Below are 26,310 nucleotides of genomic sequence, written 5' to 3' on the forward strand. Positions count from 1 at the left end.
GGCGCTCATGGCCAACAATGCTGTTCGACTGATCGCACCAGTCGTGCTGGGAGCACTCATTCTGCTATTTCCGGCCGATGGACTTCGGGCGCTGGGGCTTGGGGAAGCCCGCGTGGACTCGTGGCTGGGGCAGCCGCTGGACGCGACCATCCGCCTGCTCGAAATCGAGGGTGAAGCCATCGAGTCGGTCAGCGTCGGCCCGGCGGCGCTGAAGGATTTCGAGCGTCTGGGCATGCCCAGTGATGCGCTCGCGCTGGGGCTGGAGGTCACGATCGATCGCAGCACGCAGCCGCCGATCGTGCACTTGAGCTCGCAGCGTCCGGCCAATGATCCCATCATTCAGGTTCTCCTGGATGCGCGCTGGGCCAACGGTCGCGTGCTGCGCGAATACACCCTGTTCCTGGATCCGCCCGTGGTTGATTCCGCGCCGCCGGCGCGTGAGTTGAGCGGGGCAGGTCAGAGCGAAGCCTCCGCGCCGACAACGCCTGTGGCCGATGAGCGTGACAGCGCCCCGAGCACATCGACGTCGCGCCCGGCCGCCGACTCGTCGCCATCGGCCGAGCCTGCTTCCGCTGCGCGCGGCGCAGATTCGATCCAGGTCCAGGAGGGTGACACCCTCTGGAGTATTGCCCGCAACTGGCGTCCCGATACCGCGCTGAGCATGGATCAGGTCATGCTGGCGATCTTCAATCGCAACCGTGACGCCTTTCTGGGTGAGAACATCAATCAGCTGCGCAGCGACGCGCAGCTGGACATGCCGGCACTCGATGAGCTGCGCTCCATGGAACGCGCCGAGGCCGAGCGCCGCGTACGTGAACACATGCGCTCCTGGCAGCCGGCGGCCGCCGAGGAGCTGCCGGTGGTATCCGATGCGGCGATCCCGGAGGCTCCCGCGCCGGCCGAGCCGGAAGCGACCGATGCAGTGGCCGATACGACGGTCCCCGCCGAGTCCGCTGAGTCGGATCAGGCCGAAGACGACTTCCGTCTGGACGTTGTGCCGCCCGAAGAGGATGGCTACTCCGAAAGCTCGGCGGTAGCCGATGAAGAGATCCGCGCCGCGCGCAGCGAGCTCAATGCGCTGGAAAGCGACATCATCATGGACGGCTTCGCCAATGATGCCTTTGATGATCATATCGCCGAGATTCGCGACGCGCTCGATCAGCGTGACATGGCCGGCCTGGCGGTTGCCAAAGAGTCTCTGGCCGAGCTCGAGGCACGGCTGCGCGAGGCGCGTGAAGCCCGCGCCGAAGAGGAAAGCCTGGCGCAGACCGACGCCGCCTCCGAGGCGACCGACAGCAGCGGCAGCGAGCGCATCGATGAATACATGCGCGAGCTTGAAGAGCGCTTTCAGCCCGGCGATGCGGAAGACGAGCCGGCGCTTGAAGACGACAGCGCAGCAGGCGAGCCCGTGGCTGACGCCGATATGCAGGAGCCGCTGATCGAGGAAGCGGCGGATTCCGATGTTCAAAACGACCAGCCGCCGGCTGAACAGGCCGAGGAGTCCGCTGTGGCGGAGCGTTCCGAGTCGTCGGCAACGCCAAGCTCCGGTGGTTTGTCAATGTGGCTGTGGCCGCTGCTGGGGCTGTTGCTGATCGTGGCGCTCGTGGCCGCTGCATTGATCTGGCTGCGTCGCCGCCGCGCCGGTGCTGCCGGCGGTCGTTCGGGCCCCGATGATGCCGTTGCCCTGGCCCGCAAGAATGTGGCCCAGGAGCCGCGGGAGCTGTCCGCCCACCTGGCGCTGCTCAAACTGCTGGCTGACCGTGATCAGGAACAGGCATTCACCGATGCCTTCGATCAGATGTATCAGGTCGTCGACGACGAATCTGCCAGCGAGTGGCAGGAGGCGCTGGCCCTGGCGGCCACTCAGGCGCCCGATCATCCGCTGGTGACGACCGGCGAAGGCGAGTACGAGGACGAATTCGATCGCCGCGCCGACGAGATGCTGGGCATGCTCGACGTCGACGCAGACGAATCCGGGAGCGAGGCATTCGAGGACACCGCAGAGCGCCGCGGTTTCCAACCCGATTTCGGTGAGCACAGCGACAGCGACATTACCGCCGATGAACTCGAAGGCCAGGATCGAGAGGCGGAGTACGACGTCGATACCGACCTCGCCGAGCTTTCCGACCGCCTCGATGAGCCTTCCGAAGGGTCGGTGCCGCATCTTTACTCCGCCGACGATGGTGATGACAAGGATGCCGCCGACTTCAATGAATTCAGGGAGCTCGACGAGTACAGCCTTGGCGATGCGACCGAGGCCGAGGTGGATGAGCACTCCGAGGCGCCGGTGACGATCGGGGAGGAGCAGGCCGATGAACCCGATCTGGATCTAGAAACCGCCCAGGAGCAGGAAGCCGATGAGGTGTTTGGCGAGGCCGGCACACGCGACGATGAAGCGCTCGAGTTCGACCTTGATTCCGAGTTCGGAGCAGAAGAGCCCATCGAGGCAGACCGGGGCTTCGAATTCGATCTCGAGAGCGAAGATGCCGGCGCTGCTGAGCAGGCGGAGGAGCCGCCGTTCGAGTCGGGTGACGATGAGAGCTTCGAGTTCGATCTGCCGCCGGCCGAGGAGCCGGTGGTTGATCCGGGCACGCCTTCTGAAGCGGTCCTGACCGACGAGGATGCTGACGTCAAGCTCGATCTGGCCCGGGCCTACCTGTCGGTTGATCTGGCCGACTCGGCGCGCGCGGTGCTCGACGAAGTGGTCAGCGACGGCAGCGACGCCAAGCGTCAGGAAGCCCGCGAGCTTCTCGACGGGCTGGATTAAGACGGAATGCCGGAATGCGACTGGCCGCCGGCATCGAGTACGACGGCAGCGGGTTCTTTGGCTGGCAGACGCAGCGCCAGACGCCCACCGTACAGGCCTGTCTGGAATCGGCGCTGAGTCGGGTGGCCAATCACCCGGTGGCCGTACAGGGCGCCGGGCGCACCGACACCGGGGTCCACGCGCGCTGTCAGGTTGCACATTTCGACAGCAACGCCGAGCGCGGTGAGCGTGCCTGGGTTCTGGGGACCAACACGCATCTGCGTCCCGGTATTTCTGTGCTCTGGGTTCGCCCCGTGACGAGTGACTTCCATGCCCGCTTTTCGGCCGCACGCCGACGCTACCGTTATCGTATTCTCAACCGTTGGGTGCGACCGGCCATCGCCCGCGGCCAGCTGGCCTGGGTACGTCAGCCGCTGGACGCGCAGCGTATGCATGATTCGGCACAAGCCCTGCTGGGTGAGCACGACTTTTCCAGCTTTCGGGCGGTCGGCTGCCAGGCAAGATCACCGGTCAGGCGGGTCCACCGGCTGTCGGTCAGCCGCTGCGGCAGCGAGGTCATTGTCGACATCGAAGCCAACGCCTTCGTCTACCATATGGTGCGCAACATCGTCGGCACGTTGATTGCCGTTGGCAAGGGCGAGCGTTCCGTGTCCTGGCCGGGCGAGGTGCTGGCAGCGCTCGATCGGACGGTGGCTGGCCCGACGGCAGCGGCCGAAGGCCTGTGTTTCGTGGCGCCGAGTTATCCGGATCATCCGGACTTGCCGGTAGGCATGGAAATCGACTTTCCGCCGCGTGATGACGGGCGGCAGGCCGGGATCTGATTCCGGGGAGAGCGGCGGCGCACACCTCTCGACCAAACTTTTGCTGGAAGCGGCCGTTTCACACCGATGCGAAATCCGATGAATGATCCTGTTTCAAACTGCGCTGATCCGCGTCAGCCGCAGCTGACGCACGTTCAAGGGCGCAAACCATGACCCGGGTGAAGATCTGCGGCATCACGTCCATCGAGGATGCACTGGCGGCCGCCGCCGCCGGGGTTGATGCCATCGGCCTGGTTTTCGTTGAAGGCACGCCGCGCTGCATCGACTTTGAACGCGCCCGGGCGATCTGCCGGGCGCTGCCGCCGTTCGTCAGTCGCGTCGGCCTGTTCATGGACGCCCCGGCGACAGCAGTGACTGCAGCGCTTGCGCAGGTGCCGCTGGATTGGCTGCAGTTCCACGGGCGCGAAAGTCAGGGCTTCTGCCAACAGTTCGGTCGGCCCTGGATGAAGGCGCTGGCGATGGGTGGCGAGCATGCCGACGATCCCGACGACTACGCTCTGGCCGACGCGCTTTTGCTCGATGCGCACGCGCCCGGCCAGACCGGTGGCAGCGGTAAGGCTTTCGACTGGTCGAGGGCGCCGCGCGTGGATCGCCCCTGGGTGCTGGCCGGCGGACTGCGTCCCGATAACGTGCGCGAAGCCTGTGCCCGCCTCGAGCCGCATGCCGTGGATGTTTCCAGCGGAGTCGAGGTCTCGCCCGGCGTGAAGAGTGATAAGCTGATTCGTGACTTTATCAAGGCGGTGAAACATGGCTGAAATAGCCGAAAAAACAGCGACTGCAAGCGAATTGCCCGATGCCGGCGGCCACTTTGGCGTCTTCGGCGGACGTTTCGTTTCCGAAACCCTGATGGCGGCGCTCGAAGAACTGGAGACGGCCTGGCGGAGTCACCTTGCCGACGACGCCTTCATGGCGCGCCTTGACGCTGATCTGGCGCACTTCGTTGGCCGTCCGTCGCCGCTTTATTTCGCCGGCAATCTGACGCGCAGGATCGGCGGCGCCAAAATCGTGCTCAAGCGCGAAGATCTCAACCACACTGGCGCGCACAAGATCAACAACACCGTCGGTCAGGCCCTGCTCGCACAGGCCATGGGCAAGCAGCGCGTGATTGCCGAAACCGGCGCCGGCCAGCACGGCGTGGCCACTGCCACCGTGGCCGCCCGGCTGGGCATGAAGTGCGTCGTCTACATGGGTGCAGACGACGTCCGGCGTCAGTCGGTCAACGTCTTTCGCATGAAGCTGCTCGGCGCCGAAGTAGTCAGCGTCGAAGACGGCTCGCGCACGCTCAAGGACGCGCTCAACGAGGCCATGCGCGACTGGGTCACCAACGTCGACGATACTTTCTACGTGCTGGGCACGGTCGCCGGGCCGCATCCTTACCCGGCCATGGTGCGCGACTTCAACGCCGTGGTCGGGCGCGAGGCGCGCCGCCAGATGATGGCAGAATACGGCAAGCTGCCCGATGCCCTGGTTGCCTGCGTCGGCGGCGGCTCGAACGCCATGGGCCTGTTTCATCCCTTTATCGACGATGCCGGTGTGGCCATGTACGGCGTCGAGGCGGCGGGTCGCGGCCTGGCCGGCCACGAACACGCGGCCAGCCTGTGCGCCGGCCGCGTTGGCGTGCTGCACGGCTCGCGCACCTACCTGCTCGACGACGACGCCGGGCAGATCGTCGACACCCACTCGATTTCGGCCGGGCTTGACTACCCGGGCGTCGGTCCGGAGCACGCCTGGCTGAAAGACTCCGGCCGCGCTCAGTATGTCGGTATCGACGACGACGAGGCGCTGACGGCATTCCACGAACTGACCCGCAGCGAAGGCATCATGCCGGCGCTGGAGTCCGCTCATGCCGTGGCCTGGGGCATGAAGCTGGCCGCCGAGCGCGATCCCGACGACGTGGTTCTGGTCAATCTGTCCGGCCGGGGCGACAAGGACATCAACACCGTGGCCGAACTGGAAGGAATGACGTTGTGAACCGCATCGACGCGAGATTCGAACAGCTGCGCGGCGACAATCGCCGGGCGCTGATCCCGTATATCACCGCCGGCTATCCCGGGCCCGGCGCGACCGTGCCGGTTCTGCACGCCGCCGTCGAGTCGGGCTGTGATCTGATTGAAATCGGCATGCCGTTTTCCGACGTCATGGCCGATGGGCCGGTGATCCAGAAAGCCTGCGCGCGTGCGCTGGAGCAGGGCACCGGTCCGCAGCAGGTGCTGGCCATGGTCGCGGAGTTCCGCCGCCGCGATGCCGATACGCCGATCATCCTGATGGGCTATGCCAACCCCATCGAGCGCCGCGGCGTGGCGCGGTTCTGTGAAGAGGCGGCGGCTGCGGGCGTCGACGGCCTGCTGATCGTCGATTATCCCGCCGAGGAGGCGGCAGAAATGCGCGCCGAGCTGCTCCGCCACGGCCTGCACCAGATCTTTCTGGTGGCGCCGACCACCACGGATACGCGCCTGCAGCGGACAGCCGAGCTGGCCGGCGGCTTTCTCTACTATGTCTCGATCAAGGGCGTGACCGGCGCGGCGACGCTGGATACGACTTCGCTGGCCCCGGCCGTTGCCCGCGTGCGGGCCGCGGCGGGCGTTCCCGTTGCCGTCGGTTTCGGCATTCGCACGCCCGAGCACGCGGCCGCGGTCGCCGAGAGCGCGGATGCCGTCATCATCGGTTCGGCGCTGGTAGAACAGCTGGGCCGGGCCGGCACCACGGCGGAGGCCGTGGCGGCAGCGCGTGACTACCTTGCCCCGATTCGCCGGGCCATGGACAATAATGCTCCTTCGAGAAATGACGTGGTGACTGCCTGACATGACCTGGTTCCAGAAATTGATGCCCGCCCGGATCCGTACCGAAGGCTCCAAGAGCCGCAAGGTGCCCAACGGGCTGTGGACCAAGTGCAAGGCCTGTGATGCGGTGCTCTACCGGCCGGAGCTGGAGCGCAACCTCAATGTCTGCCCCCGCTGCGACCATCACATGGCGCTGACCGGCCGCTCGCGGCTGGAAGCCTTTCTGGACGAGGGCGAACACGTCGAGATCGGCGCGGAGCTGGCGCCGGTGGATGTGCTCCGCTTCAAGGACACCAAGAAGTACCGCGACCGGATCGTTGCCAGCCAGAAGGCGACCGACGAACAGGACGCGCTGATTGCGCTGCGCGGCACGCTGCTGGAAATGGAGCTGGTCGCCTGCGCCTTCGATTTTCGCTTCATGGGCGGCTCGATGGGTTCGGTGGTGGGCCAGCGTTTTGCCCTGGCAGCCGAAGATTGTCTGGAGCGCGGCCTGCCGCTGGTTTGTTTTGCCGCCTCCGGCGGTGCCCGCATGCAGGAAGGCCTGTTTTCGCTCATGCAGATGGCCAAGACCTCGGCCGCCCTGGCACGCATGGCCGAACAGGGGCTGCCCTATATCGCCGTGCTGACCCATCCCACCACCGGCGGGGTGTCGGCCAGCCTGGGCATGCTTGGCGACATCAACCTGGCCGAGCCCAACGCACTGATCGGTTTTGCCGGTCCGCGCGTGATCGAGCAGACGGTGCGCGAGAAGCTCCCGGAGGGCTTTCAGCGCTCGGAGTTCCTGATCGAGAAGGGCGCCATCGACCAGATCGTCGACCGCCGCGAGCTTCGCCAGCGCGTACACGGCCTGCTGACCATGCTGCTGGCACCGCGCCGTCGCAGCGAGCCGAAGGAAGGCGAGCTGGTCGAAACAGACCAGTAAGCCGGCGGGCCGGACTCCCATCGTCTTGAACGCTTCCCGCCGTTTGTCCGAGCTCACCGAGGACAAGGCCCTGACCGACTGGCTGGCCCGTCTGGAATCGCGTGCGCCGGCCTCCCGCATCGGGTTGGGGCTCGACCGCGTCCGCGCAGTCTGGCAGCGCATGGACGCCGAGCTGACCATGCCGGTGATCACCGTCGCCGGAACCAACGGCAAGGGCTCGATCGTGGCCATGATCGAATCGATGCTCCTTGCCGGCGGCTATCGCCCCTTTGCTTATACCTCGCCCCATATCCTGCGCTTTTCCGAGCGCATGCGCGTTGCTGGTCGCGAGGCCGGGGCGGAAGCCCTGATCGAGGCGCTCGATGAGGTCGAGGCGGCTCGCGGAGAGGTCGATCTGACCTATTTCGAGCACGTGACTCTGGCGGCGTTCCACCTGGCCTGGCGGGCCGGAGCGGACGCCGCGATACTCGAAGTCGGCCTCGGCGGGCGTCTGGACGCAGTCAACGTCATTGATGCCGACGTGGCGATCATTGCCTCGATCGATATTGATCATGCCGAGTACCTGGGCGACACGCGGGCAGAGATTGCGCTTGAAAAAGCCGGGATTGCCCGATCAGGGCGGGCCCTGGTGATTGGCGAACCGGACTGGCCGACCGGCCTGGACGCCGCCCTGCAGGCCAGCGGGGCTCGGGTGATTGCGGTGCAGGATCGGCTGCATCCGGCCGCTGGCGAGCGCATCGGCCTGAGGCTTTCTTCCGGAACGCAGCAACTGCCGCTGCCCGCCCTCGCCGGCGAGTGGCAGCGTCACAACGCCGCCTGCGCCGTGATTGCGCTGGATGAGCTGCAAGAGCGCCTGCCGCTTGGCGCACAGTCGATGGCGACGGGTCTGGAGACGGTCCGTCTCATGGGGCGCTTCCAGCGCGTTCAGGATCGCCCGCAGTTGATCCTTGATGTGGCCCACAACCCGGCCGCGGCGGCGTCGCTGGCACGCGCCCTGGGACCTTGCAGCGGGCGCAGTACGGCGGTGTTTTCTGCCCTCGCCGGTAAAGATATCGCCGCCATCGCCCGGGCCGTGGACCCCTGTTTTTCACGCTGGTTGCTCGCCCCCCTGGCTGGCGATCGCGGGCAGGCGGCCGCTGACATTGCAGCTGCACTGGCCAGGGCGCCTGTTTCCGGCAGCGTCGAAACGCTAGAATCCGTAGCTGCTGCGCTGCAGCATGCGCTCGCCGGCAGTGAGCCGGACGATCGCGTGGTGGTTTTCGGCTCGTTCTTGACGGTGGCCGAGGCGTGGCCCGAAGTAAATCCGAATGCGAGGCAGCGGGGCGATCTTCGGTGATCATGCAACGGCGCTTGCTGCAAAGGCCCGCCTTGCTCGTGCGATAATTGCCTGGAGGTCACGCAATCTATGGACAAGGTTCTCAAGCAGCGGCTGGTCGGCGCCAGCATTCTCATCGCCCTGGCAGTGATCTTCCTGCCGATGTTGTTCCATGGTGGCGCTGAAGAAGGCACTGCGCCGCGTGAACTGGCGCTCGATCTGCCCGATCGTGAAGCCGGCGACCGGCGCGTGCGCCGACTGGCGCTCGACCCGGATGAAGCGCGTCGGCCGGCGCAGGCCAGTCAGCCGGATCCGGCGACCGAGACCGCGGCTGCCGAAAGCAGGCCTCTGGAGCGCGACCGCAGCGCAATGCGCGCCCGTGACCCGGCTGTACGAACCGAATCCGACGCTGCCGAGGACGCTGCCGAGGATCAAGCCAACCGCAGCCGCGAAGCGGCAGCAGACGATCTGCCGGCAGAGCCGGCTGACGGTGATGAAGCCGGCGGCACACAGGCCCCGGAACTGGCGGCGGCTCCGGAAGCCGCTGACCGACCGCCAGAGCCGGCAGCGGCGGAGCAGCCAAGCGAACAAGAGCCGCCATCAACAGACGCCCCAACCGCGGCTGAGCCAGGCTCCGCGCCCGCTGAGGAGGGCGGCTGGGTGGTCCAGGTCGCGGTGTTCAGTAACCGCGAGACGGCCGACCGGATCCGCAAACGCCTGAGCGATCTCGGCCATCGCGCCGCCATGGATGTATTGGTGCGCGACCAGGCCGAGCTGTTCAGATTGCGCACGGGCCCGTATGCCGGCGAAGCCGAGGCGGTCGAGGCAAGAAGCCAGATTGCGGCAACGGTCGCCGGTGTCGACCCGGCCGTGCGCGAGCTTTCTGCCACCGGGCAGGAGCACAACGACGAGCGCAGCGGCCTGGCGGTACAGGTCGGCTCTTTTGCCAGCCGCAACAATGCCGAGCGCCTCAGTTCCCGACTCAGCAACGCCGGCTTTGATGCGTTCATGTTCAGCGAGCAATCAGGTGGCCGCACCATCTGGCGGGTTCGCGTGGGAACGCATGACGAGCGCGCCGAGGCCGAGGCGCTGCTGGAAACACTGCGGGCGGAACAGGGACTGGACGGAATCGTGGTTTCGCACCCATGAACTGGGCTGACTACACCATCATTGGCATCGTGCTGGTGTCGATGGTGGTCAGCCTGTTTCGCGGCTTTCTCCGCGAAGTGTTTTCGCTGCTGGTCTGGGTTGCTGCCGTCTACGCGGCGCTGCAGGCTGCCGGCCCGCTGGCGGTGCAGCTCGAAGGCATCATCGAAGTGCCTTCGGTGCGCGTCATCATTGCGTTTGTCGGCGTCTTTCTGATCGTGCTCGTTGTCGGCGGGCTGATCAATTACCTTCTGGGGCGGCTTGTCGATGGCACCGGCCTGTCCGGCACCGACCGAGTTTTCGGCGCTCTCTTTGGCGCGCTTCGGGGGCTGGCCATCGTGCTGGTGGCGGTGATCATTGCCGGCTTTACCCCGTTCGTGGCCGATCCCTGGTGGCAGCAGTCAACCCTGCTGCCCGAGATGGAAAGAATGGCCACCTGGATGGTGGGTTTCTTTCCCGAATCCATTCGGGCCTATCTGCCTGATGAAGTAGTCACCGAAACGGTCATAACGGAGGCCGAAATCTGATATGTGCGGAATTGTCGGAATCGTGGGACGCTCGCCGGTAGCGGCCCGGCTGTATGACGCCATGACCATCCTGCAGCACCGCGGCCAGGATGCTGCGGGCATCACTACGCTCGACGGCGGACGGATGCACTCGGCCAAGGGCCTGGGTCTGGTGCGCGATGTCTTCGACGAAGAAGACGTGACCGGCCTGACCGGACAGATCGGCATTGGCCATGTGCGTTATCCAACGGCCGGCCGTGATCGCCCCGATGAGGCTCAGCCGATGTACGTCAACTCGCCCTGCGGTATCGCGCTGGGCCATAACGGCAATCTCACCAACAGCGATCGGCTCAGCCACGAACTGTTTACCGAGGATCGACGCCATCTCAACACCGAGTCCGACTCGGAGGTGTTGCTCAACGTGCTGGCGCACGAACTCAGCGCGCATACCAACAACGGTCTGTATCCGGAGGATATCTTCGCCGCCGTGGACGGGGTTTACCGGCGCTGTCGCGGCGCCTACGCAGCCGTGGCCCTGATTGCCGGCGTCGGCCTGGTGGCGTTCCGTGATCCCAACGGCATTCGCCCGGCAGTGCTTGGCCGGCGCCAAACCCCGGACGGGCCCGAATACATCGTTGCCTCTGAATCGGTCGTGCTCGACATTCTCGATTTCGAGCTGATTTCCGATCTCGCACCGGGCGAGTGTGTCTTCGTCACGCTGGATGGCGAGCTTCACCGCAAGGTCAGCCAGCATGCAGCGTCTTACACGCCCTGCATGTTCGAGTACGTGTATTTCGCGCGGCCCGACTCCATGATCGACGATCTGTCGATCTACAAGGCGCGGTTGCGCATGGGCGAGGCCCTGGCCGAAAAGATTCTGCAGGAGTGGCCGGATCACGACATCGACGTCATCATTCCGGTGCCCGACACCAGCCGCACGGCCTGCCTGCCGCTGGCTCACCAGCTGGGGGTGAAATATCGCGAGGGCCTGATGAAAAACCGCTATATCGGGCGCACCTTCATCATGCCGGGCCAGGAAGAGCGCGTGCGCTCGGTTCGGCGCAAGCTCAACGCCATCGCGCTGGAGTTTCGCAACAAGAACGTGCTCCTGGTCGATGACTCCATCGTGCGCGGCACCACGTCGAAGCAGATCATCCAGCTGGCGCGCGAGGCCGGCGCAAAGAAAGTCTACCTGGCTTCTGCCTCACCGCCGGTGCGCTATCCCAACGTCTACGGAATCGACATGCCCGCCACCTCGGAGCTGGTGGCCTCGGGCCGAACCGAGGAAGAGATCTGTCGCGAGATCGGCGCCGACCGGCTGATCTACCAGGATCTCGCCGCTCTGGAAAAGGCCGTGCGCGGCAAGAACGAGCGCCTGACCGGCTTTGACAGCTCGTGTTTCAGCGGTGAGTACATCACCGAGCTGGAAGCGGATTATTTCGAAAAACTCGCCTCACGGCGCTCGGATGCCGCGAAAGCGCAGCGGCGAAGCTCGGCCTGAACCGCGCTCGCGGGCGTGATGCGGGCACGCGCTGTTGACGCTGCGTCTGCGACAATCACTCGATGTCGAATGTTGCCATCATGTGGTTCCGCCGCGATCTGCGACTGGCGGACAATCCTGCACTGGCGCACGCTTGCCGCGACCATGCACATGTGCTGCCCGTATTCGTCTTCGACCCGGCCGCGGAGCGGCCGTGGTCACCCGGGGCGGCCAGCCGCTGGTGGCTGCATCAGTCGCTGGCGAGTCTGGCGGAGCAACTGCGCGAGCGCGGCAGCCGCCTGATCCTGGCCGCCGGCGATCCGCTGCAGGCGTTCGAGCGCATGCGCAAGGTCACCGGTGCCCGCGCCGTTTACTGGAATCGCTGCCATGAGCCGGCGCTGGTCGAGCGCGATCGATGCATCAAGCAGCGCCTGCGAAGTGAGGGGCTGATTGCGCAGAGCTTCAATGGCTCGCTGTTGATCGAGCCCTGGGCCGGTGGCAAGGCCGACGGCGACGCATACCAGGTCTTCACGCCGTTCTGGAAAAACCTGCAGAAGCGCTGGCAGCCGCCCGGCCACAGTCCCGAGCCACGAGCGCTGACGCCGCCTGCGCGCTGGCCGGCCAGCCTCGATCTGGAGCAACTCGATCTGTTGCCTGACCATCACTGGCCGGAAAAGCTGGCAAGGCACTGGACCCCGGGCGAGTCGGGTGCACGCCGCCGGCTCGACCAGTTCGCCAATCACGTCAGCGCCTATCACGAGCAGCGTGATCGACCGGACCGGGCGGGCACCTCGGGGCTTTCACCGCGCCTGCATTTCGGTGAGGTCTCACCGGGACAGGTCCTGCGTGCGCTCGAACCGAGCGGTGAGTTGCCGCTCGGCAAGGGACGAATGGTGTTTGCCAGTGAGCTGGCCTGGCGCGAGTTTTCGCAACATCTGCTGTGGCACTTTCCGTGCACCCCGGAGCAGGCGCTGAAGCCATCCTTTCGCGCCTTTCCCTGGCGGGCGCGCGCGGACTATGCCAACGACCTGGCGGCCTGGCGACGCGGCCAGACCGGTATTCCCATGGTGGATGCCGGCATGCGCCAGCTCTGGGCCACGGGCTGGATGCACAATCGGATGCGCATGATCGTGGCCTCCTTTCTGACCAAGAACCTGCTCATTCCCTGGCAGGAGGGCGCGCGCTGGTTCTGGGACACCCTGGTTGACGCCGATCTGGGCAACAACACCCAGGGCTGGCAGTGGACCGCCGGCTGCGGGGCGGACGCGGCACCGTATTTCCGAGTCTTCAATCCGGTGCTGCAGGGCGAGAAGTTCGACCCGGACGGCGCTTACCTCAGGCGTTGGTGTCCGGAGCTGGCCGAGCGCGCGACAAAGCGCGTCCACCAACCCCTGACTTCGAGCGAGTCAAGAGCGCTCGGCTATCCCGAGCCGATCGTGGACCTCAAGGCCAGCCGCCGCCGGGCCCTGGAAGCCTGGGAGCAAACAAGACAATAGAAAAAATCGGGGCAAAGCGTAGCGGGCGCAGCAGCTTTGCATCGATTTTTCAGCGTGTGTAGTACCAGTGCCACGGCTCCCACGCAATCCGGTGGCGATTGTGGCGCGGGTAGGACTCTCTGAAGCCGAAGACCCGGGCGTGATTGAGTAGCCAGTCATAGGCCTCGGTTGCGGCAAAGTCTTCTTCCAGCGGCTTGACGCCGCGCGTGGTCACGTCGATGGCGCGGCCGCTGTGATGCTCGCTGAAGCCGGGCGGGGCGGAAACGCGCAGGATTTCGTTCATCGCCTGGCCTTGATCGAGCTTGCGCTTGAGCAGATTGGCCTGGTAGGCAATGGCGCGATACCCCGAAACCAGCCGGATCTCGATGTTGGCAGTCAGCGCGGCATCGCGCATGCGCTTGAAGGCATCGGCAGCGGCCGGAGTCAGGCGCTGTTCGCGCTCGAAAATGTCGCGGTCGGCCAGCTCCAGCTGTTCGGCTTCGGGAACCACGGGCATGCGGTGTCTTACGCCGTAGTTTTCGGGTACGCCGAGTTCGTCGCACAGGCTCAGAATCGCACGCGTTTGTTCATCGGCCCGTTCGAGCAGATTGCGACCGATGATGATGTTGTTGTCGTTATCCGGTGCCGGTATGCACTCGTAGCCCAAAGAACGCATGAAGCCACTGACCTTTTTGCGGGCAAGCCCGCTGAGCCGGCGGATACCAAAGCGCAGTGCATGCGCTTCCAGGGCCTGGAACAGCCGGCGCGGCGTGTCCGGTGAAGCGATTTCCGGATCGAGGTAGCAGGCGAGAATACGCTGCCTGTCGAGGTCGAGCGCGCCCAGCCCCGCCAGTCGCGTGCCGTGCGTTGCCACCAGCAGCGCCTGGTCCGGCACCAGTTCTGCCAGGTGTGTTTCGATACTGTCGGCCTGGCGAATCTGCGACATCATGTCGGGCAGACGCGATTTGACCAGTTTGGCCAGGGTTGCCACTTCCGAACTGCGGGCTGGCCGCACTCGAATTGCATCTTCCATGCTTGCTCCGGCTTGTTGAGAACGCCCCGAAGCTCCTGAACTCTCCCCCCTTTCGGAGCCGGGCAAAGGATCAAGAGCCGTCCGCGATTACGGTACCCGCGCAACGTGCCATAATCTGGCGGAGATTCCTTTGCTGTGTTTCGGCATATGATGCCACGCCTGCTGTCATTTGTGCTGCGCCGTTCGGCAGCGGCCATCGCCCTGCTGGCGCTGACGCTTGTTTGCCTGGCGCTGCCGGCACGAAAGGTACTGTTGCCCCTGTGGCCCGGCGCGGTCGAAGAGTTGCTCGTCAAGGTCGATGCCGATCGGGTCGAACGTCGCCTTCGGGAAGCGCGCCTGCCGCCTTGCCAGGTCGAAGAGGTAGTGGCCCGCAGCCAGCCCATCATGCTCTGGCAGATCGAACACGCCGGCGGCGAAGTCGAGCATGCGTGGCTGGCAGGCTTCAGGAGCGCAGCGGGAGAGCTTGAGCCGCAGGTGCCTGGCTGGTTCGACGCCGTGCGTTTTGACGGCCCGTTGCCGCCCGGCAGTCAGCTGGTGGTCATCGGCCCCGACCATGAGCCGCGTCAACTCGATGCCGCAACCCTCAAGCGGCTGTATCGCCCCAACGCCATGGGGCCGGGCCAGCGCCTGCAGTTATGGCGCGACCGCCTGCGTGAGCGCTGGCAATGGCCCGTCAGAACGTCGGCTGATGCGCAAACGCTACTACCTGGTCGATCGAGTCAGCACCGCGGGCGGCCATGAGCAGGCGATCAAAGCCCAGCGCTACGCCGGAGCATTCCGGCAGGCCCTCATCGAGCGCCGCCAGCAGTTTCTCATCCACCGGCATTTCGAGCTGTCCGTTCTGCCGGCGAATCCGGTTGTCGCGCAAGAACCGCTGCAGCTGCTCTGCCGGGTCACATAGCTCACGGTAGCCGTTGGCCAGCTCGCTGGTGCCCAGAAACACCTCGAAGCGCTCGGCCACGGTCGGGTTTTCCTCACTGAGTCGGGCCAGCGCGGCCTGGCTGGCAGGGTAGTCATGAACGATGGTCATGCCGTCGGCGTTGAAGCGCGGTTGAATACGGGTTGCAAACAGCCAGTCGAGCAGGCCATCGCGCGGCAGGCCGTCCGGCGCGTCATCGGCCAGGGTATCGAGCTCGTCCACGCGGGCTGCAAGAGCATCGATATCCAAGTATTCCCGGAAGCAGTCGTTCCAGCTCAGCCATCGAACCGGGCGCTGATCCGAGTGGATATCGAGGCAGTGGGCAATGAGCTCGACCACTTCATTGGCCAGCGAGCGCCAGTCCCAGCCGACGCGGTACCACTCGAGCAAGGTGAATTCGGGCTGGTGATTGCGCCCGGCCTCGTCACGGCGGAAAACCGTTCCGAGCTCATAGAGATCGCCAAAGCCGGCGGCCAGCAGTCGTTTATGGAAGTATTCCGGCGAGGTTCGCAGCCAGCCGGCGGGTGATTCGGTGGCAACGCCTTCGATATGTACGTCGGTCACGCCCGATTCGGTCAGCAGCGGCGTCTGGATCTCGACGACGCCGCGAGCGGCAAAAAAGGCCCTGATGCGGCCAAGCATCCGGGCGCGATGCTGCAGACTTTCCGCCGAGGCCGTCGGCCGCCACGCCGTCATGGTTTCGCTTTCCCCGCTGCGCGTCGGTCGGGGTGCAAAGCGCAGCCGCCGGCGAGCGCATCCACGGTCAGCCAGCACCGCAGCGGCACATCCATGTGCCCAGGGGGAGTTGCGCCGGATTCGGCTCGAGTGTTCATGCAGGAGTCTCACGATTTGGGGCCGCGGGGCGGCGCCGCACGGCAAGCTCGATGGGCGCTATTGCGGTTGCCCCCCACGGGCGGCAAGCCGCAGCTGCTCGGCGCGTAGCTGGTTGAGGCGGGCAGAAACGCGCGAGCGCTGATAATAATCGAGATCGTTGCGCTCGTTGAGCCGCTTGAGCTGAACGATGGCCTCGTGAATGCCGCCGCGCATGTAATAGCTTTCTGCCAGCGCTTCGGCGGCGCGCACGCTTTCCCCGGCGCGATCGGCCGCCCGAGCGTAGAGCTCCATCATCTCGACATCGTCGGGGTATTCGCGCAGATAGCTGCGCAGAACCTCCGAGGCGCGCGCGGCACGCTGACGGTCGCGCTCGTGCATCAGGGTGCGCGCATACTGCGTGGTGACCAGCCGGTTGCCGGCGTACTGCAGATACAGCGATCGCAGAATGGTCAGAGCCTGGTCCACGCTGCCGGCAGCGACCAGCAGATCGGCTTCCAGCAGTTGAAACAGTTGCCTCTGAGGATCCTGGTCCAGCAGCCAGTCGACCTGGGTTCGGGCCTCGTCCAGGCGGCGGGCGCGCAGAAGGGTCATGGCCAGGCCGTAACGCATCGCCGCCTCGGGATACTCAGACTCGCGCTCGATCCGGGTGCGAAACCATTGTTCGGCGCTGGCGCTGTCGACCACTTTGGCGCGCAAGCGAGCCTGAACAAAGTAGAAGTCGCGATCGTCACGCGATCGGTTTTTGCGCGTGAGCTGCTGCGCGCGGGTGCGGGCCTCGGCAATCCGGTTGATGGTCAGCGGATGGGTGCTCAGGTACTCCGGCGGCCCTTCGCCCATGGCGCGGGTAATGGTGTTGAGGCGCTGGAAGAAGCGTGTCATGCCCTCGGGGTCATAACCACCGCGCGCCAGCAGGGCGATGCCGATGCGGTCGGCTTCCGATTCTGACTGCCGCGTGTGGCTGATCTGGAACTGCTGCGCCAGGCTCATGCCGCTCATCATGATGGCCTGGGCGGCGTCACCGTCCGCTCCGGAGGCGCCGGCGGCCAGCGCCAGGCCGATGGTGGCGAGCATGGTTGGCAGCGAAACCTGCTGGCTGCTCTCGATGCCGCGCGCCAGGTGGTCCTGGGTGATATGCGCAATTTCATGCGCGACAACGCCGGCGACTTCGCTCTCGTCGTGCGCCGTCAGGATCAGGCCCGAGTGCAGCGCAATCACGCCGGCCGGAGCGGCAAAGGCGTTGACGTTGGGCTCCTTGAGCACGAAGAAATGGAAGGGTTCGTCCGCCTTGTCGGAATACGACACCAGGCGGTAGCCCATGTCCTTGAAAAAGTCGCGGATGAGCGGATCTTCGATCAGCAGCTCGGTGGCGCGCATGTATTGCTCGAATTCCTTCGGAAAGCTCTCCGCTTCCTGCGGGGAAAGCACCCGCGTGCTGGTACCTCCCAGATCGGGCAGGCGCACGGTATCGTTGGCGCCTGCGCTGGTGGCGGCGGCTACAATAAGGAGTGCAGCTGCAAATTTGCAAAGACGCTTGATCATCGTCCAATTCAGACCCGCAAACTGCGGCGTGGTTTCACTGGCTTCGAGCCCGGCGGCCCCTTGAGCAAGTCCCTACAATATCATCGAATCATGCTGATACGCGCCGCCCCCGGCGGGGCCGGCAGCCGTCTGGCGCAGCAGTGCGCCGAGCAGTGGCGTGAGCACGGCAGCGGTTTGCTGGTGTTCTTTCACGGCGAAGGCGTCGAGCACGCGGCCCGGGGGACACCTTGCCCGCAATGGCGACGCCTGGCCGGTTGGCACGGCGTGGCGCTTGCGGTATGCACCGGCTCGTGGTCGCGGCGCCACCGCGACCCGCCGCCGGAGCCCTTCGTGCTTTCGAGCCTCACCGGCTTCTGGAACCACGCGCTGGAGGCGCAGCAGCTCGCCTGCTTCGGAGCAGCGCCGCCGGAGCCGACCCGTGTGGATCGGCATCGGGAGTGCACCCAGCCGCCGGCGCGTGGCTATTGGGTGGTTGTCATCGCCACGCCGCCCACCGCTGACGATGACCGCGAGATGCTGGAACTGGTGCTGGCCGGAGCCACGCTGGAGGTGGACATGAGAGTCGTTTTCGCTGGAGCGGGTCGGCAGCATCTCGAGCCCGAGGCGATCGCTCCGTGGCGCCAGCTGATCGATTTCGAGCTGGCCGAGCTGCGCGCTCGGGTGCCGGACACAACCCTGGTTCCGGTTGGTGTGGCGCCGATCCAGGACGAAGCCTTCGCGGCGCTTTGCCGCGACAGCGCAGGAGTGCTGCGGCTGTGAAGGAGGCGCGGCAGCGTCTGTATGTGGGCGGCGAGCCGGTTGATCTTGATGCGGAAGGCTTTCTGTGCTCTGCCACCCAGTGGTTTCCGGAAGTTGCCGAGGCCCTGGCCGAGCGTGACGGCTGCCGGCTGGATGCGCCTCACTGGTGGCTGATCGAGTTCGTGCGTGATCACCATGCCCGCTACGGCAACCCGCCGCTGATGCGCGTGCTGGTCGCTGAATATTGCAAGCGATTTCCTGACAGTCGTGGTCACCGCGAGCTGTATCGACTGTTCCCCGAAGGGCCGGTTCGGGAGGCCTGCCGTTACGGCGGACTGCCCAGGCCCGACTGGTGCATCTGATCGGGCGCCAGCTATCATGGGCCTGGCGGGGCCGGGTCCCGGCCGCCGTCGGATTGTTGGTTCACTGTCGGATCAGCTCCAAGGAGCAGATAGCATGCGTATGATGAAATTGGCCGGCCTGGCCGGCGTTGCAGCCACATCGGCGATATTCGGCGCGCTGACGGCCACCAGCCTGGTGCTGGGAGACGGCACCGAGCCGGTGCTGCGAATGCTCGGGCTCGAGCCGTTTGTCAACGATCCGCCGCTGCTGGTCAGCACGACTGCCGAGGAAGGGGTCGACAACTCGGCTTTCTACACGCTGATACCGGCCGGTAAATCACTGGATGCCGGGGCGCTCGGTGCGTCCACCCGACTCGAGGGGGGTGGGCGTGGCGTTGGCGCCACGCTGTTTGCCGAAAACGACGGCGACAGCGGTGCCGTTTGGGGCTCCAACAGCATCGCCGTGACCTGGACGGGACGGCCGGCGGTCGGTGCTGAGATCAACGGCGTCAATTACTCCGATGATTTCGCCCTGGTTCGGGGGCTGGAAATCATCAACGGCGGCTCGGCGCCAACCGAGCTGGGCCTGAGCGTGATGACCAGCAATGGGCAGCCCGGCGGCAAGCCGCGCTATGGTATCGTACTCGGCGGCCCGGAGTTCGGCTACAGCGATCATTCGCCGGCTTCCGAAGCCGGTCTCGTGATCGATTCGATCGACTCGGGCGAGGCGATTCGCGTTGCCGCCGGTAATTTCATCAGCCTCGATGGGGCGGCCGGTCGTATCCGCATGCGCTACAACCCTGACCACGAACGGATCGAGTTCTTCAACGGCGACCGCCTTGCCCACAGCATTCCAATGGACTGAGGCCGGGCGCGTCATTTACTGCCAGGAGCCCGGAGCAATGTCTCGCGCACAGGTATTGATGTACGCCACCTCAAGCTGCCCGTTCTGCGTTGCGGCGCGCAATCTGCTGCGTGCCAAAAATGTCGATTTCACTGAGATTCTGGTCGATGACTCCGACCTGCGCGCCGAGATGGTCGAGCGCAGCGGGCGCCGGACGGTGCCGCAGATCTTCATTGGCGACGCGCACGTCGGCGGCTTTGACGACCTTGATGCACTTGATCAGGAGGGTGCCCTCGATCGCATGCTGGGCTTGTAGCTTTGCAGCCGCGGGTGGCGATCCTGGCAGCTCAGGACGCAGGCAAGACGCCAATCTGTAACGGGCGGGTCCGAGCGACCCGCTGAAGCAACCAAAAAGGGAAGGCAGTGTGACACAGCAAATCACCGTCATCCGGGGCGACGGCATTGGCCCCGAAATCATGGATGCAACTCTGCGTTTGCTCGACACCATCGGTGCCGATCTGACGTACGACTTTCAGCTGGCCGGCATCGCCGCCAGGGAAGCAGTCGGCGAGCTGCTTCCGCAGGCCACGCTGGAGTCGATCGAAAACAATCGCGTCGCCCTCAAGGCACCGTTGACCACGCCGGTGGGCGGCGGCTTCAAATCGCTGAACGTGGCCTTGCGCAAGCATTTCGATCTTTACGCCAATGTTCGGCCAGCGATCAGTTTCAAGGGCTCGAACTCACGCTATGAGGGCGTTGACCTGATCACGGTGCGCGAGAACACCGAAGGCGCCTATCTGGCCGAGGGGGCCTGGACTGCGCCCGACGACAGCCGGGCGGAATCCAAGATGGTGGTCACGCGCACCGGTTGCGAGCGCGTGGTGCGCTTCGCCTTCGATCTTGCTCGCCGTGCCGGACGGCGCAAGGTCACCATCGTGCACAAGGCCAATATCCTCAAGGACGTCACCGGGATGTTCCTGCGCGTGGCTCATGAGGTGGCCGAGGAATATGACGACATCGAAAGCGATGATCTGATTGTCGATAACACCTGCATGCAGCTGGTCATGCGGCCCGAGCAGTTCGATGTGATCGTGACGACGAACCTGTTCGGCGACATCATTTCGGATGTGTGCGCCGGTCTGATCGGTGGCCTGGGCCTGGCGCCCGGGGCCAACATCGGTGACCGGGCAGCCATGTTCGAGGCCGTGCACGGCTCGGCGCCCGATATCGCCGGGCAGGGGATTGCCAATCCTTGCGCGCTGATGCTGGGTGCCGCCCAGATGCTCGAACACTTCGACGACCACGATCGCGCCGGGCGCATCCGACGCGCCATCGTCGAGGTCATCGAGGCCGGCGACCGGACGACGCCGGATCTTGGAGGCCAGGGCACAACCGAAAGCCTGACCGACGCCATCTGCGAGCGTCTGGACAGCTGAAGCACGGCCGCGGCCCGGAAGCGCCTGGTGTTGCCAACGGGCGCTTTCGTGCCGCGGCTTGCAGGCACTGATGTTGCTTATTGGCAACACGGCGCTCGGGCTGCAGGGCCCGTGTTGACGGCGGCTTGCCGTATGCGGTTGCCTTGAGGGCTGAGGGCGTTGTATTTTTACCAAGACTGGCGTTAAACTCGCATTATCCACATGAGCGGATTCCCAGCGTGACTCACCGGCTTGTTTCGATCGCAGTATTCGCCGCCTCCCTGATGGTCGCTTCATCGGCGTGGTCGATGACGCGCCTGTCGGCTGCCGTGCACCTGTCGCCTTATGCAGGCGTGGCATGGTACGTGGCCGGATTCGAGCTCGGCCCCTGGGATCAGTATCTGGTCAATGAAATCACTCCGGAGCTGGAGCGCCTTGCGGTGCCCGAGCTGCCGCGCGTGAGCTGGCTGCAGTTCGACGAGGCGGTCATCCTGCCCGAGTTCGCGCTGCCGCTGATGCATCCCGGCAGCGGCAGCCCGCTCAGGCTGTCGCTGCGCCAGTCGCGCGTCAGCCTGCTGCTGGGAGAGTCGCTTTCAGAGAACATCCGGCGTGCCGAGCGCTTTCAGCAGGCCTTCGTCATGCCCGGCGTCACGCGGCAGGTGGGGCCGAACAGTGATCTGACGGTGAGCGCAATTCTTGCCAGCCAGCAGTTCGGCACGGCAGCAATGAACCTGCAGTCGGCCCACTCGGCCCGCGACATTCCCGGCCAGCCCGCGCCGCTGTACCACGACCCGTCGCAGCATGAGGTCTCGCACGGCACCGGGCTGCGCTTTGCCCTGAGCAGTGAAGTGACCAGCGGCGTGCGCCTCGAGGCGGCCTTCCAGTCGCGCATCAGCATGGACGAGTTCGCCACGGTTCGCGGCGTACATGGCGCCCGCGCCGAGCTTGATATTCCACCGCGCCTGCAGGTGGGGCTCGAGCTGCAGGCCACCTCCAGGTCCTGGATCAATCTGGGCATGTCGCAGATTTTCTACAGCAACGTCGGCGCCTTCCCGAGCCGGTCGCTGCCCGCGCGCTTCACGGCACTGCTGGGAGACCGCAACAGCCCCGATTTTGCCTGGGCCGACCTGACCGTCTACAGCCTGGGCTGGCGCTGGCGGGCGGCAGACGATATCGAATTGTTCGTCGATTACCGCACGCGCACGCAGCCGCGCCCCACCGCGCCCGTGCTGGCCGCGGCGCTCGGCTCCGAGATGGTCGGCAACGCCGTCATGGCCGGCATCTCCAAAGACATGGGCAAGCGTAGTCAACTGCATCTGAATGCAGCCTATGCGCCGCCTGAATATGCCTTTGGCGGCAATCTGCTGGGCCTGGTCGGTGAAGAGCTTGATCAGGACTTCGAGGTGCAGGCCGTGCTGAGCTTTGATTTCTGACGAGGGCAGACACACTGTTTTTCATCCCGCAGCAACAACACTCCTGAACGACGGCACGTTGCCCGGTGGCCTTCTTGCGGGGAGGGTCCACCGGGCAGGGCTTGATGGAGCTCAAAAATGACGCCGCGCCCTTATAATCCCACCATGATCGCGCGCGTCAACGACTGGTTCCGGCAGCACTTCTCTGATCCTCAGGTCGTGATTCTGGCGCTGTTTCTTGCGCTGGGTGTACTGGTCATCGTCCTGTTCGGCAGGATGCTCGCGCCGGTACTCGCCAGCCTGGTGCTGGCCTACCTCCTCGAGGGGGGCGTCAATCGGCTCGAACGACTGGGCGCGCCCCGTCTGCTGAGCGTGATCGGCGTCTTTCTGGGTTTCATGGCCACTCTCGTCTACCTGCTGTTTGGCCTCGTGCCGATGCTGACCCGGCAGCTGGCAGCGATCGTCCGCGATCTGCCCGGTTACATCGCCGTGGGGCAGGGCTGGGTGGCCAAGCTGCCCGAGCGTTATCCGCAGCTTGTTGCGCCCGCCAAGCCCGATTCTGCCACCGAAGCCGTTTCCGCCAACGGCATCGAGCTGGCCGCTGATGAAGCACAGCAGGAGCTGGCCCTGATTTCCCAGGATCAGCTCTCGGCCTGGCTCGACAACATCGGCAAGGAGCTGGTCAATTACGGCGCCACTCTGGTGTCGTTCTCGGGCGTGATGAACGCCGTCAACATGCTCATCTTCCTGGTTCTCATGCCGGTGCTGGTGTTCTTCTTTCTCAAGGACAAGAGTCAGCTCATCGCCTGGATCAGCCAGTACCTGCCGCGCGATCGCGCCCTGGTGACGCGGGTGTGGCGCGAGGTCGATGCCCAGATCGGCAACTACGTGCGCGGCAAGGTGCTCGAGATCCTGATCGTGTGGATCGTCACCTACGTGGTTTTCGCCCTGCTCGATATGCCCTTCGTCATGCTGCTTTCGATGCTGGTGGGCTTTTCCGTCATCATTCCCTACATCGGCGCTGCGGTGGTGACCGTGCCCGTGGCGCTGGTTGCCCTGGTGGCCTTCGGTCCGAGCGCCAGCTTCTGGTGGGTGCTGATCGCCTATGCCATCATTCAGGCCCTGGACGGCAACGTGCTCGTGCCCATCCTGTTTTCCGAGGTGGTCAGTCTGCATCCGGTGGCCATCATTACGGCGGTGCTGGTGTTTGGCGGTATCTGGGGCTTCTGGGGGGTGTTCTTCGCCATTCCTCTGGCAACACTGGTCAACGCGGTGCTGCGGGCCTGGCCGCGTCTGCACAGCCGCAGCCCGCGGCAGGAAGAGCAGGGAGCGCCAGCCGATGTCAGCGACTGACGCTGCGGCCGGCTCGTCGAAGCTCGACTGCTGGCGGCGCGAGGACAGCCGGATCTTCCTGTTCGGCGGGCGGCGCTTCGATCCGGCCAGCGGTTGGGTCGAGCTCGATTACGCCCTCGATGACCTTGCCCTGACCGAGCGCTTCCGGCTGCCGTTGCCCGCCGCTGCGCCGCGGTGCCCGCAGGCGTTTGCCGCTGCGCTCGATCTGCTTCACTGGACCGCCGGCGTCAGCTACTGGAAAGCCGCCTGCCCCGGCGCCATCCGCTTTCAGGGGCGCGCCCCGGATGCCTGGCAGGCCGCCTGGCTGGCCCGCCTGTATCGTGAGGGCCTGGCTGAATTTGCCTGGCGCAACGACCTTGAGCAAACCCGCTGGGCGACGTTTCCGGCCGCCGGCGCGGCTGCCGATGCCGCCGGTACCGCCACACCCTGTTTGCTGCCCCGGCGTTCTCTGGTGCCGATGGGCGGCGGCAAGGATTCTCTGGTCGCGCTCGAGCGGCTGCGCGCTGGCGGCGAGACGCCGCACACCGTTCAGGTGGGCCAGGCGGCGCTGATCAAACAGGTGGCCGAGGTGGCCGGCAGCGAGCATTACGTGATCGAGCGCCGAATCGACCCGCTGCTGGGGGAGCTCAATCGCCACGGTGCATTCAACGGTCACGTGCCGATTACCGCCATCAACGCCGCGGCGATGATCCTGCTGGCGCTGCAGCAAGGCTTTGATCGCGTGGTCTTTGCCAATGAACGCTCGGCCGACGAAGCGACGCTGCATGATGCACAGGGCCGGGCGGTCAATCACCAGTTTTCCAAATCGCTGGCCTTCGAGGTCATGCTCGGCGACTGGGTCGAGCGCTATATCACGCCGGATCTTGCCGTGTTCTCGCTGTTGAGGGCCGATCGGGAGCTGGCTATCTGCCGTGAGTTTGCCGATCTCGAGCGCTATCACCGCGTGTTTTCGTCCTGCAACCGCAATTTTCATCTCGATGGCGCCCGAACCCGCCGCTGGTGCGGTCAATGCCCCAAGTGTCATTTCGTCTTTCTTGCCCTGGCACCATTCATGTCACCGCAGCAGCTGACGGCCATCTTCGGCGCCAATCTGCTTGCAGACCCGTCACAGATGGCCGGCTTTCGGGCCCTGCTGGCAATTGATGGTGCCAAGCCATTCGAGTGTGTCGGCGAGGCCGGTGAGGCTCGCGCGGCCCTGGCCGCCCTGGTTGCCGATCGGCACTGGCGTGACCTGCCGGTGGTGGCCGGCCTTGCCGGGCTGCTGCGCGAGATCGAGGTGCCGGAGCTCGACACGCTGTGCCGTCCATCCGGAGCACATCGCATACCCGATGAGTGACGCGCCCCGGCTTGACTGGTTGCTGGCCCGCCGCGTGGGCCTGCTCGGTTACGGGCGTGATGGCCAGGCCGCCGCCCGCGCCCTGCTGGCACGCAATCCTGCCGCGCGGCTGACGGTGCTGGTCGAGGACGGCCAACCCAGGACTTCGCTGCCGGTACAGGTCGGTCCTTTCGGTGCCGGGCTCGCAGCCTTCGATGCGCTGATCCGCTCTCCGGGTGTACCGGTCGATCACCCGGCGCTGGTGGCCGCCCGCCGCTCGGGCGTGGCGGTGGTCAGCCCCGCCTCGATCTGGCTGGCCGAGCGGGCGGCATCCATCACCGTGGTCGGAGTCACCGGCTCGAAGGGCAAGAGCACGACCGCATCGCTGCTGGCGCATGTGCTGCGCCATGCCGGTCGCGAGGTGCTGCTGGCCGGCAATATCGGCGTGCCGCTGCTTGACCACCTGGACAGCCGGGCCGACGTCGCTGTGCTGGAGTTGTCCAGCTATCAGCTGGCCGATCTTGAGGGCCGCCTTGATCTGGGACTGATCACCCGGCTGTTTCCCGAACACCTCGACTGGCACGGCGGCGAGGCCGCCTACGTGGCCGCCAAGCTGCGGCTGGCCGATCTGCTTGCAGGGCGTCCACTGTTGATCAACGCCAACGACGAAGCGCTCGCGGCGGCCACCCGTGATGTTCCCGGGCGGGTTCTGGCCAATCGCCCTCCGGCGGTCGCCCGTGAGGGGCATCACCTGGTGCTGGCAGGCAAGCCAGTCTGTCATCACAGCGCGCTGCCCCTGATGGGGCAGCACAATCTCAACAATGCTGCCCTGGCGCTGCAGGCGGCGATCACGCTGGGCCACAAGGCCGAAGTGCTGGCCGCGGGCCTGGCCGATTTCCAGCCGCTGCCGCACCGGCTCGAGGCGGTCGCAACGATTGCCGGCGTGCGCTACGTCAATGACTCCATTGCCACCAGCCCGTGGGCGACGCTGGCTGCCCTGCAGGCGCTGGACGACGCGCCGGTCATCCTGATTGCCGGCGGCCAGCCACGCCCGGCCGATTGGCAGCCGGTGCTTGATCGGGTGGCCCGCCGCCCCCTGAAGGCACTGCTGACGATTCCGGATAACGGCGACGCCATTGCCGAGCGCTTTGGCGCCCTGCCGTCGGGCCGGGTGGGTCGTATCGAACGCCTGGAGGGGCTTGATACGGCGGTGGCGCGCGCGCGGGAGCTGGCTTGCGAAGGGACGGTGGTGCTGTTGTCTCCCGGTGCGCCGAGCTTTCGTCACTTTCGTGATTTCGAGGCGCGCGGTGATCGTTTTCGGGCGCTGGTCAAGCGCCTCGATCCTTGAGCCTTCG

At 65.5% G+C, this 26,310-nt stretch carries 24 protein-coding genes; 21 read left to right on the plus strand and 3 right to left on the minus strand.

What is annotated here, in order from left to right:
• The first annotated feature begins 7 nt into the window (after positions 1 to 7).
• The 11 genes from ACEWQ0_RS13320 (at position 8) to ACEWQ0_RS13370 (ending at position 13,233) form a co-directional block, all read left to right on the plus strand.
• The gene (locus ACEWQ0_RS13320) at positions 8 to 2,767 is read left to right on the plus strand and encodes a FimV/HubP family polar landmark protein (RefSeq protein ID WP_476485571.1); all 2,760 of its coding nucleotides are present in this window, start codon (positions 8 to 10) and stop codon (positions 2,765 to 2,767) included.
• 14 nt (positions 2,768 to 2,781) lie between these two features.
• Entirely contained in the window at positions 2,782 to 3,588 is an 807-nt protein-coding gene (truA, locus tag ACEWQ0_RS13325; RefSeq protein WP_476482364.1) for a tRNA pseudouridine(38-40) synthase TruA, read from the plus strand.
• A gap of 149 nt (positions 3,589 to 3,737) precedes the next feature.
• Complete coding sequence (locus ACEWQ0_RS13330) at positions 3,738 to 4,343, plus strand: phosphoribosylanthranilate isomerase (protein WP_476485572.1); 606 nt, start codon at positions 3,738 to 3,740, stop codon at positions 4,341 to 4,343.
• Complete coding sequence (gene trpB, locus ACEWQ0_RS13335) at positions 4,336 to 5,559, plus strand: tryptophan synthase subunit beta (RefSeq protein WP_476482362.1); 1,224 nt, start codon at positions 4,336 to 4,338, stop codon at positions 5,557 to 5,559. The genes ACEWQ0_RS13330 and trpB overlap by 8 nt, the downstream gene beginning before the upstream one ends.
• Complete coding sequence (trpA, locus tag ACEWQ0_RS13340; protein ID WP_476485573.1) at positions 5,556 to 6,389, plus strand: tryptophan synthase subunit alpha; 834 nt, start codon at positions 5,556 to 5,558, stop codon at positions 6,387 to 6,389. Before trpB ends, trpA begins: the two co-directional genes overlap by 4 nt.
• Before the next feature lies 1 nt (position 6,390).
• Positions 6,391 to 7,290 carry an acetyl-CoA carboxylase, carboxyltransferase subunit beta gene (gene accD / locus ACEWQ0_RS13345; protein WP_476482360.1) on the plus strand — a complete coding sequence of 300 codons (900 nt, stop codon included), beginning with the start codon at positions 6,391 to 6,393 and terminating at the stop codon, positions 7,288 to 7,290.
• 25 nt (positions 7,291 to 7,315) lie between these two features.
• Positions 7,316 to 8,626 (plus strand): bifunctional folylpolyglutamate synthase/dihydrofolate synthase, encoded by a 1,311-nt coding sequence (locus ACEWQ0_RS13350; protein WP_476485574.1) that lies wholly within the window; start codon positions 7,316 to 7,318, stop codon positions 8,624 to 8,626.
• 69 nt (positions 8,627 to 8,695) lie between these two features.
• Complete coding sequence (locus ACEWQ0_RS13355) at positions 8,696 to 9,754, plus strand: SPOR domain-containing protein (RefSeq protein WP_476485575.1); 1,059 nt, start codon at positions 8,696 to 8,698, stop codon at positions 9,752 to 9,754.
• On the plus strand, positions 9,751 to 10,278 hold the full coding sequence (locus ACEWQ0_RS13360) for a CvpA family protein (protein ID WP_476482357.1): 528 nt from the start codon (positions 9,751 to 9,753) through the stop codon (positions 10,276 to 10,278). Before ACEWQ0_RS13355 ends, ACEWQ0_RS13360 begins: the two co-directional genes overlap by 4 nt.
• 1 nt (position 10,279) lies before the next feature.
• Positions 10,280 to 11,758 (plus strand): amidophosphoribosyltransferase, encoded by a 1,479-nt coding sequence (gene purF / locus ACEWQ0_RS13365; protein WP_476485576.1) that lies wholly within the window; start codon positions 10,280 to 10,282, stop codon positions 11,756 to 11,758.
• 62 nt (positions 11,759 to 11,820) lie between these two features.
• A complete protein-coding gene (locus ACEWQ0_RS13370) occupies positions 11,821 to 13,233 on the plus strand; it encodes a cryptochrome/photolyase family protein (protein WP_476485577.1) in 1,413 nt (470 codons plus the stop codon).
• Positions 13,234 to 13,282: 49 nt separating this feature from the next.
• On the opposite strand, the gene ACEWQ0_RS13375 is transcribed toward ACEWQ0_RS13370, so the two are convergent.
• On the minus strand, positions 13,283 to 14,245 hold the full coding sequence (locus tag ACEWQ0_RS13375; RefSeq protein WP_476482354.1) for a D-alanyl-D-alanine carboxypeptidase family protein: 963 nt from the start codon (positions 14,243 to 14,245) through the stop codon (positions 13,283 to 13,285).
• 147 nt (positions 14,246 to 14,392) lie between these two features.
• Here ACEWQ0_RS13375 and ACEWQ0_RS13380 point away from each other — a divergent pair, with 147 nt between their 5' ends.
• Positions 14,393 to 14,986: a hypothetical protein gene (locus tag ACEWQ0_RS13380; RefSeq protein ID WP_476482353.1), complete on the plus strand. Its 594-nt coding sequence runs from the start codon at positions 14,393 to 14,395 to the stop codon at positions 14,984 to 14,986.
• Here ACEWQ0_RS13380 and epmA read toward each other — a convergent pair.
• Together epmA and ACEWQ0_RS13390 are read right to left on the minus strand one after the other, a co-directional pair.
• Entirely contained in the window at positions 14,919 to 15,860 is a 942-nt protein-coding gene (epmA, locus tag ACEWQ0_RS13385; RefSeq protein ID WP_476485578.1) for an EF-P lysine aminoacylase EpmA, read from the minus strand. The two genes, ACEWQ0_RS13380 and epmA, sit on opposite strands and share 68 nt — an antisense overlap.
• 195 nt (positions 15,861 to 16,055) lie before the next feature.
• Positions 16,056 to 17,537: a M48 family metalloprotease gene (locus ACEWQ0_RS13390; protein WP_476482351.1), complete on the minus strand. Its 1,482-nt coding sequence runs from the start codon at positions 17,535 to 17,537 to the stop codon at positions 16,056 to 16,058.
• 90 nt (positions 17,538 to 17,627) lie between these two features.
• Here ACEWQ0_RS13390 and ACEWQ0_RS13395 point away from each other — a divergent pair, with 90 nt between their 5' ends.
• From ACEWQ0_RS13395 to murD, 9 genes are all read left to right on the plus strand, one after another.
• Positions 17,628 to 18,296, plus strand: a complete 669-nt coding sequence (locus ACEWQ0_RS13395; protein WP_476485579.1) for a hypothetical protein — start codon at positions 17,628 to 17,630, stop codon at positions 18,294 to 18,296.
• A complete protein-coding gene (locus tag ACEWQ0_RS13400; protein WP_476485580.1) occupies positions 18,293 to 18,637 on the plus strand; it encodes a TusE/DsrC/DsvC family sulfur relay protein in 345 nt (114 codons plus the stop codon). Before ACEWQ0_RS13395 ends, ACEWQ0_RS13400 begins: the two co-directional genes overlap by 4 nt.
• A gap of 94 nt (positions 18,638 to 18,731) precedes the next feature.
• Positions 18,732 to 19,481, plus strand: a complete 750-nt coding sequence (locus ACEWQ0_RS13405; RefSeq protein ID WP_476482348.1) for a hypothetical protein — start codon at positions 18,732 to 18,734, stop codon at positions 19,479 to 19,481.
• A 37-nt stretch (positions 19,482 to 19,518) separates the two neighbouring features.
• Positions 19,519 to 19,776 (plus strand): glutaredoxin 3, encoded by a 258-nt coding sequence (gene grxC / locus ACEWQ0_RS13410; protein ID WP_476482347.1) that lies wholly within the window; start codon positions 19,519 to 19,521, stop codon positions 19,774 to 19,776.
• Positions 19,777 to 19,885: 109 nt separating this feature from the next.
• Complete coding sequence (locus ACEWQ0_RS13415) at positions 19,886 to 20,896, plus strand: isocitrate dehydrogenase (protein WP_476485581.1); 1,011 nt, start codon at positions 19,886 to 19,888, stop codon at positions 20,894 to 20,896.
• 218 nt (positions 20,897 to 21,114) lie between these two features.
• Positions 21,115 to 22,308: a hypothetical protein gene (locus ACEWQ0_RS13420; RefSeq protein ID WP_476485582.1), complete on the plus strand. Its 1,194-nt coding sequence runs from the start codon at positions 21,115 to 21,117 to the stop codon at positions 22,306 to 22,308.
• Between the two features lie 117 nt (positions 22,309 to 22,425).
• Complete coding sequence (locus ACEWQ0_RS13425) at positions 22,426 to 23,640, plus strand: AI-2E family transporter (RefSeq protein WP_476482344.1); 1,215 nt, start codon at positions 22,426 to 22,428, stop codon at positions 23,638 to 23,640.
• Positions 23,627 to 24,976 carry a MurL-like N-terminal domain-containing gene (locus ACEWQ0_RS13430; protein WP_476485583.1) on the plus strand — a complete coding sequence of 450 codons (1,350 nt, stop codon included), beginning with the start codon at positions 23,627 to 23,629 and terminating at the stop codon, positions 24,974 to 24,976. Before ACEWQ0_RS13425 ends, ACEWQ0_RS13430 begins: the two co-directional genes overlap by 14 nt.
• Entirely contained in the window at positions 24,969 to 26,303 is a 1,335-nt protein-coding gene (murD, locus tag ACEWQ0_RS13435; protein WP_476485584.1) for a UDP-N-acetylmuramoyl-L-alanine--D-glutamate ligase, read from the plus strand. Before ACEWQ0_RS13430 ends, murD begins: the two co-directional genes overlap by 8 nt.
• Positions 26,304 to 26,310 lie beyond the last annotated feature (7 nt).

It is taken from the genome of Wenzhouxiangella sp. YN9, assembly GCF_056324165.1.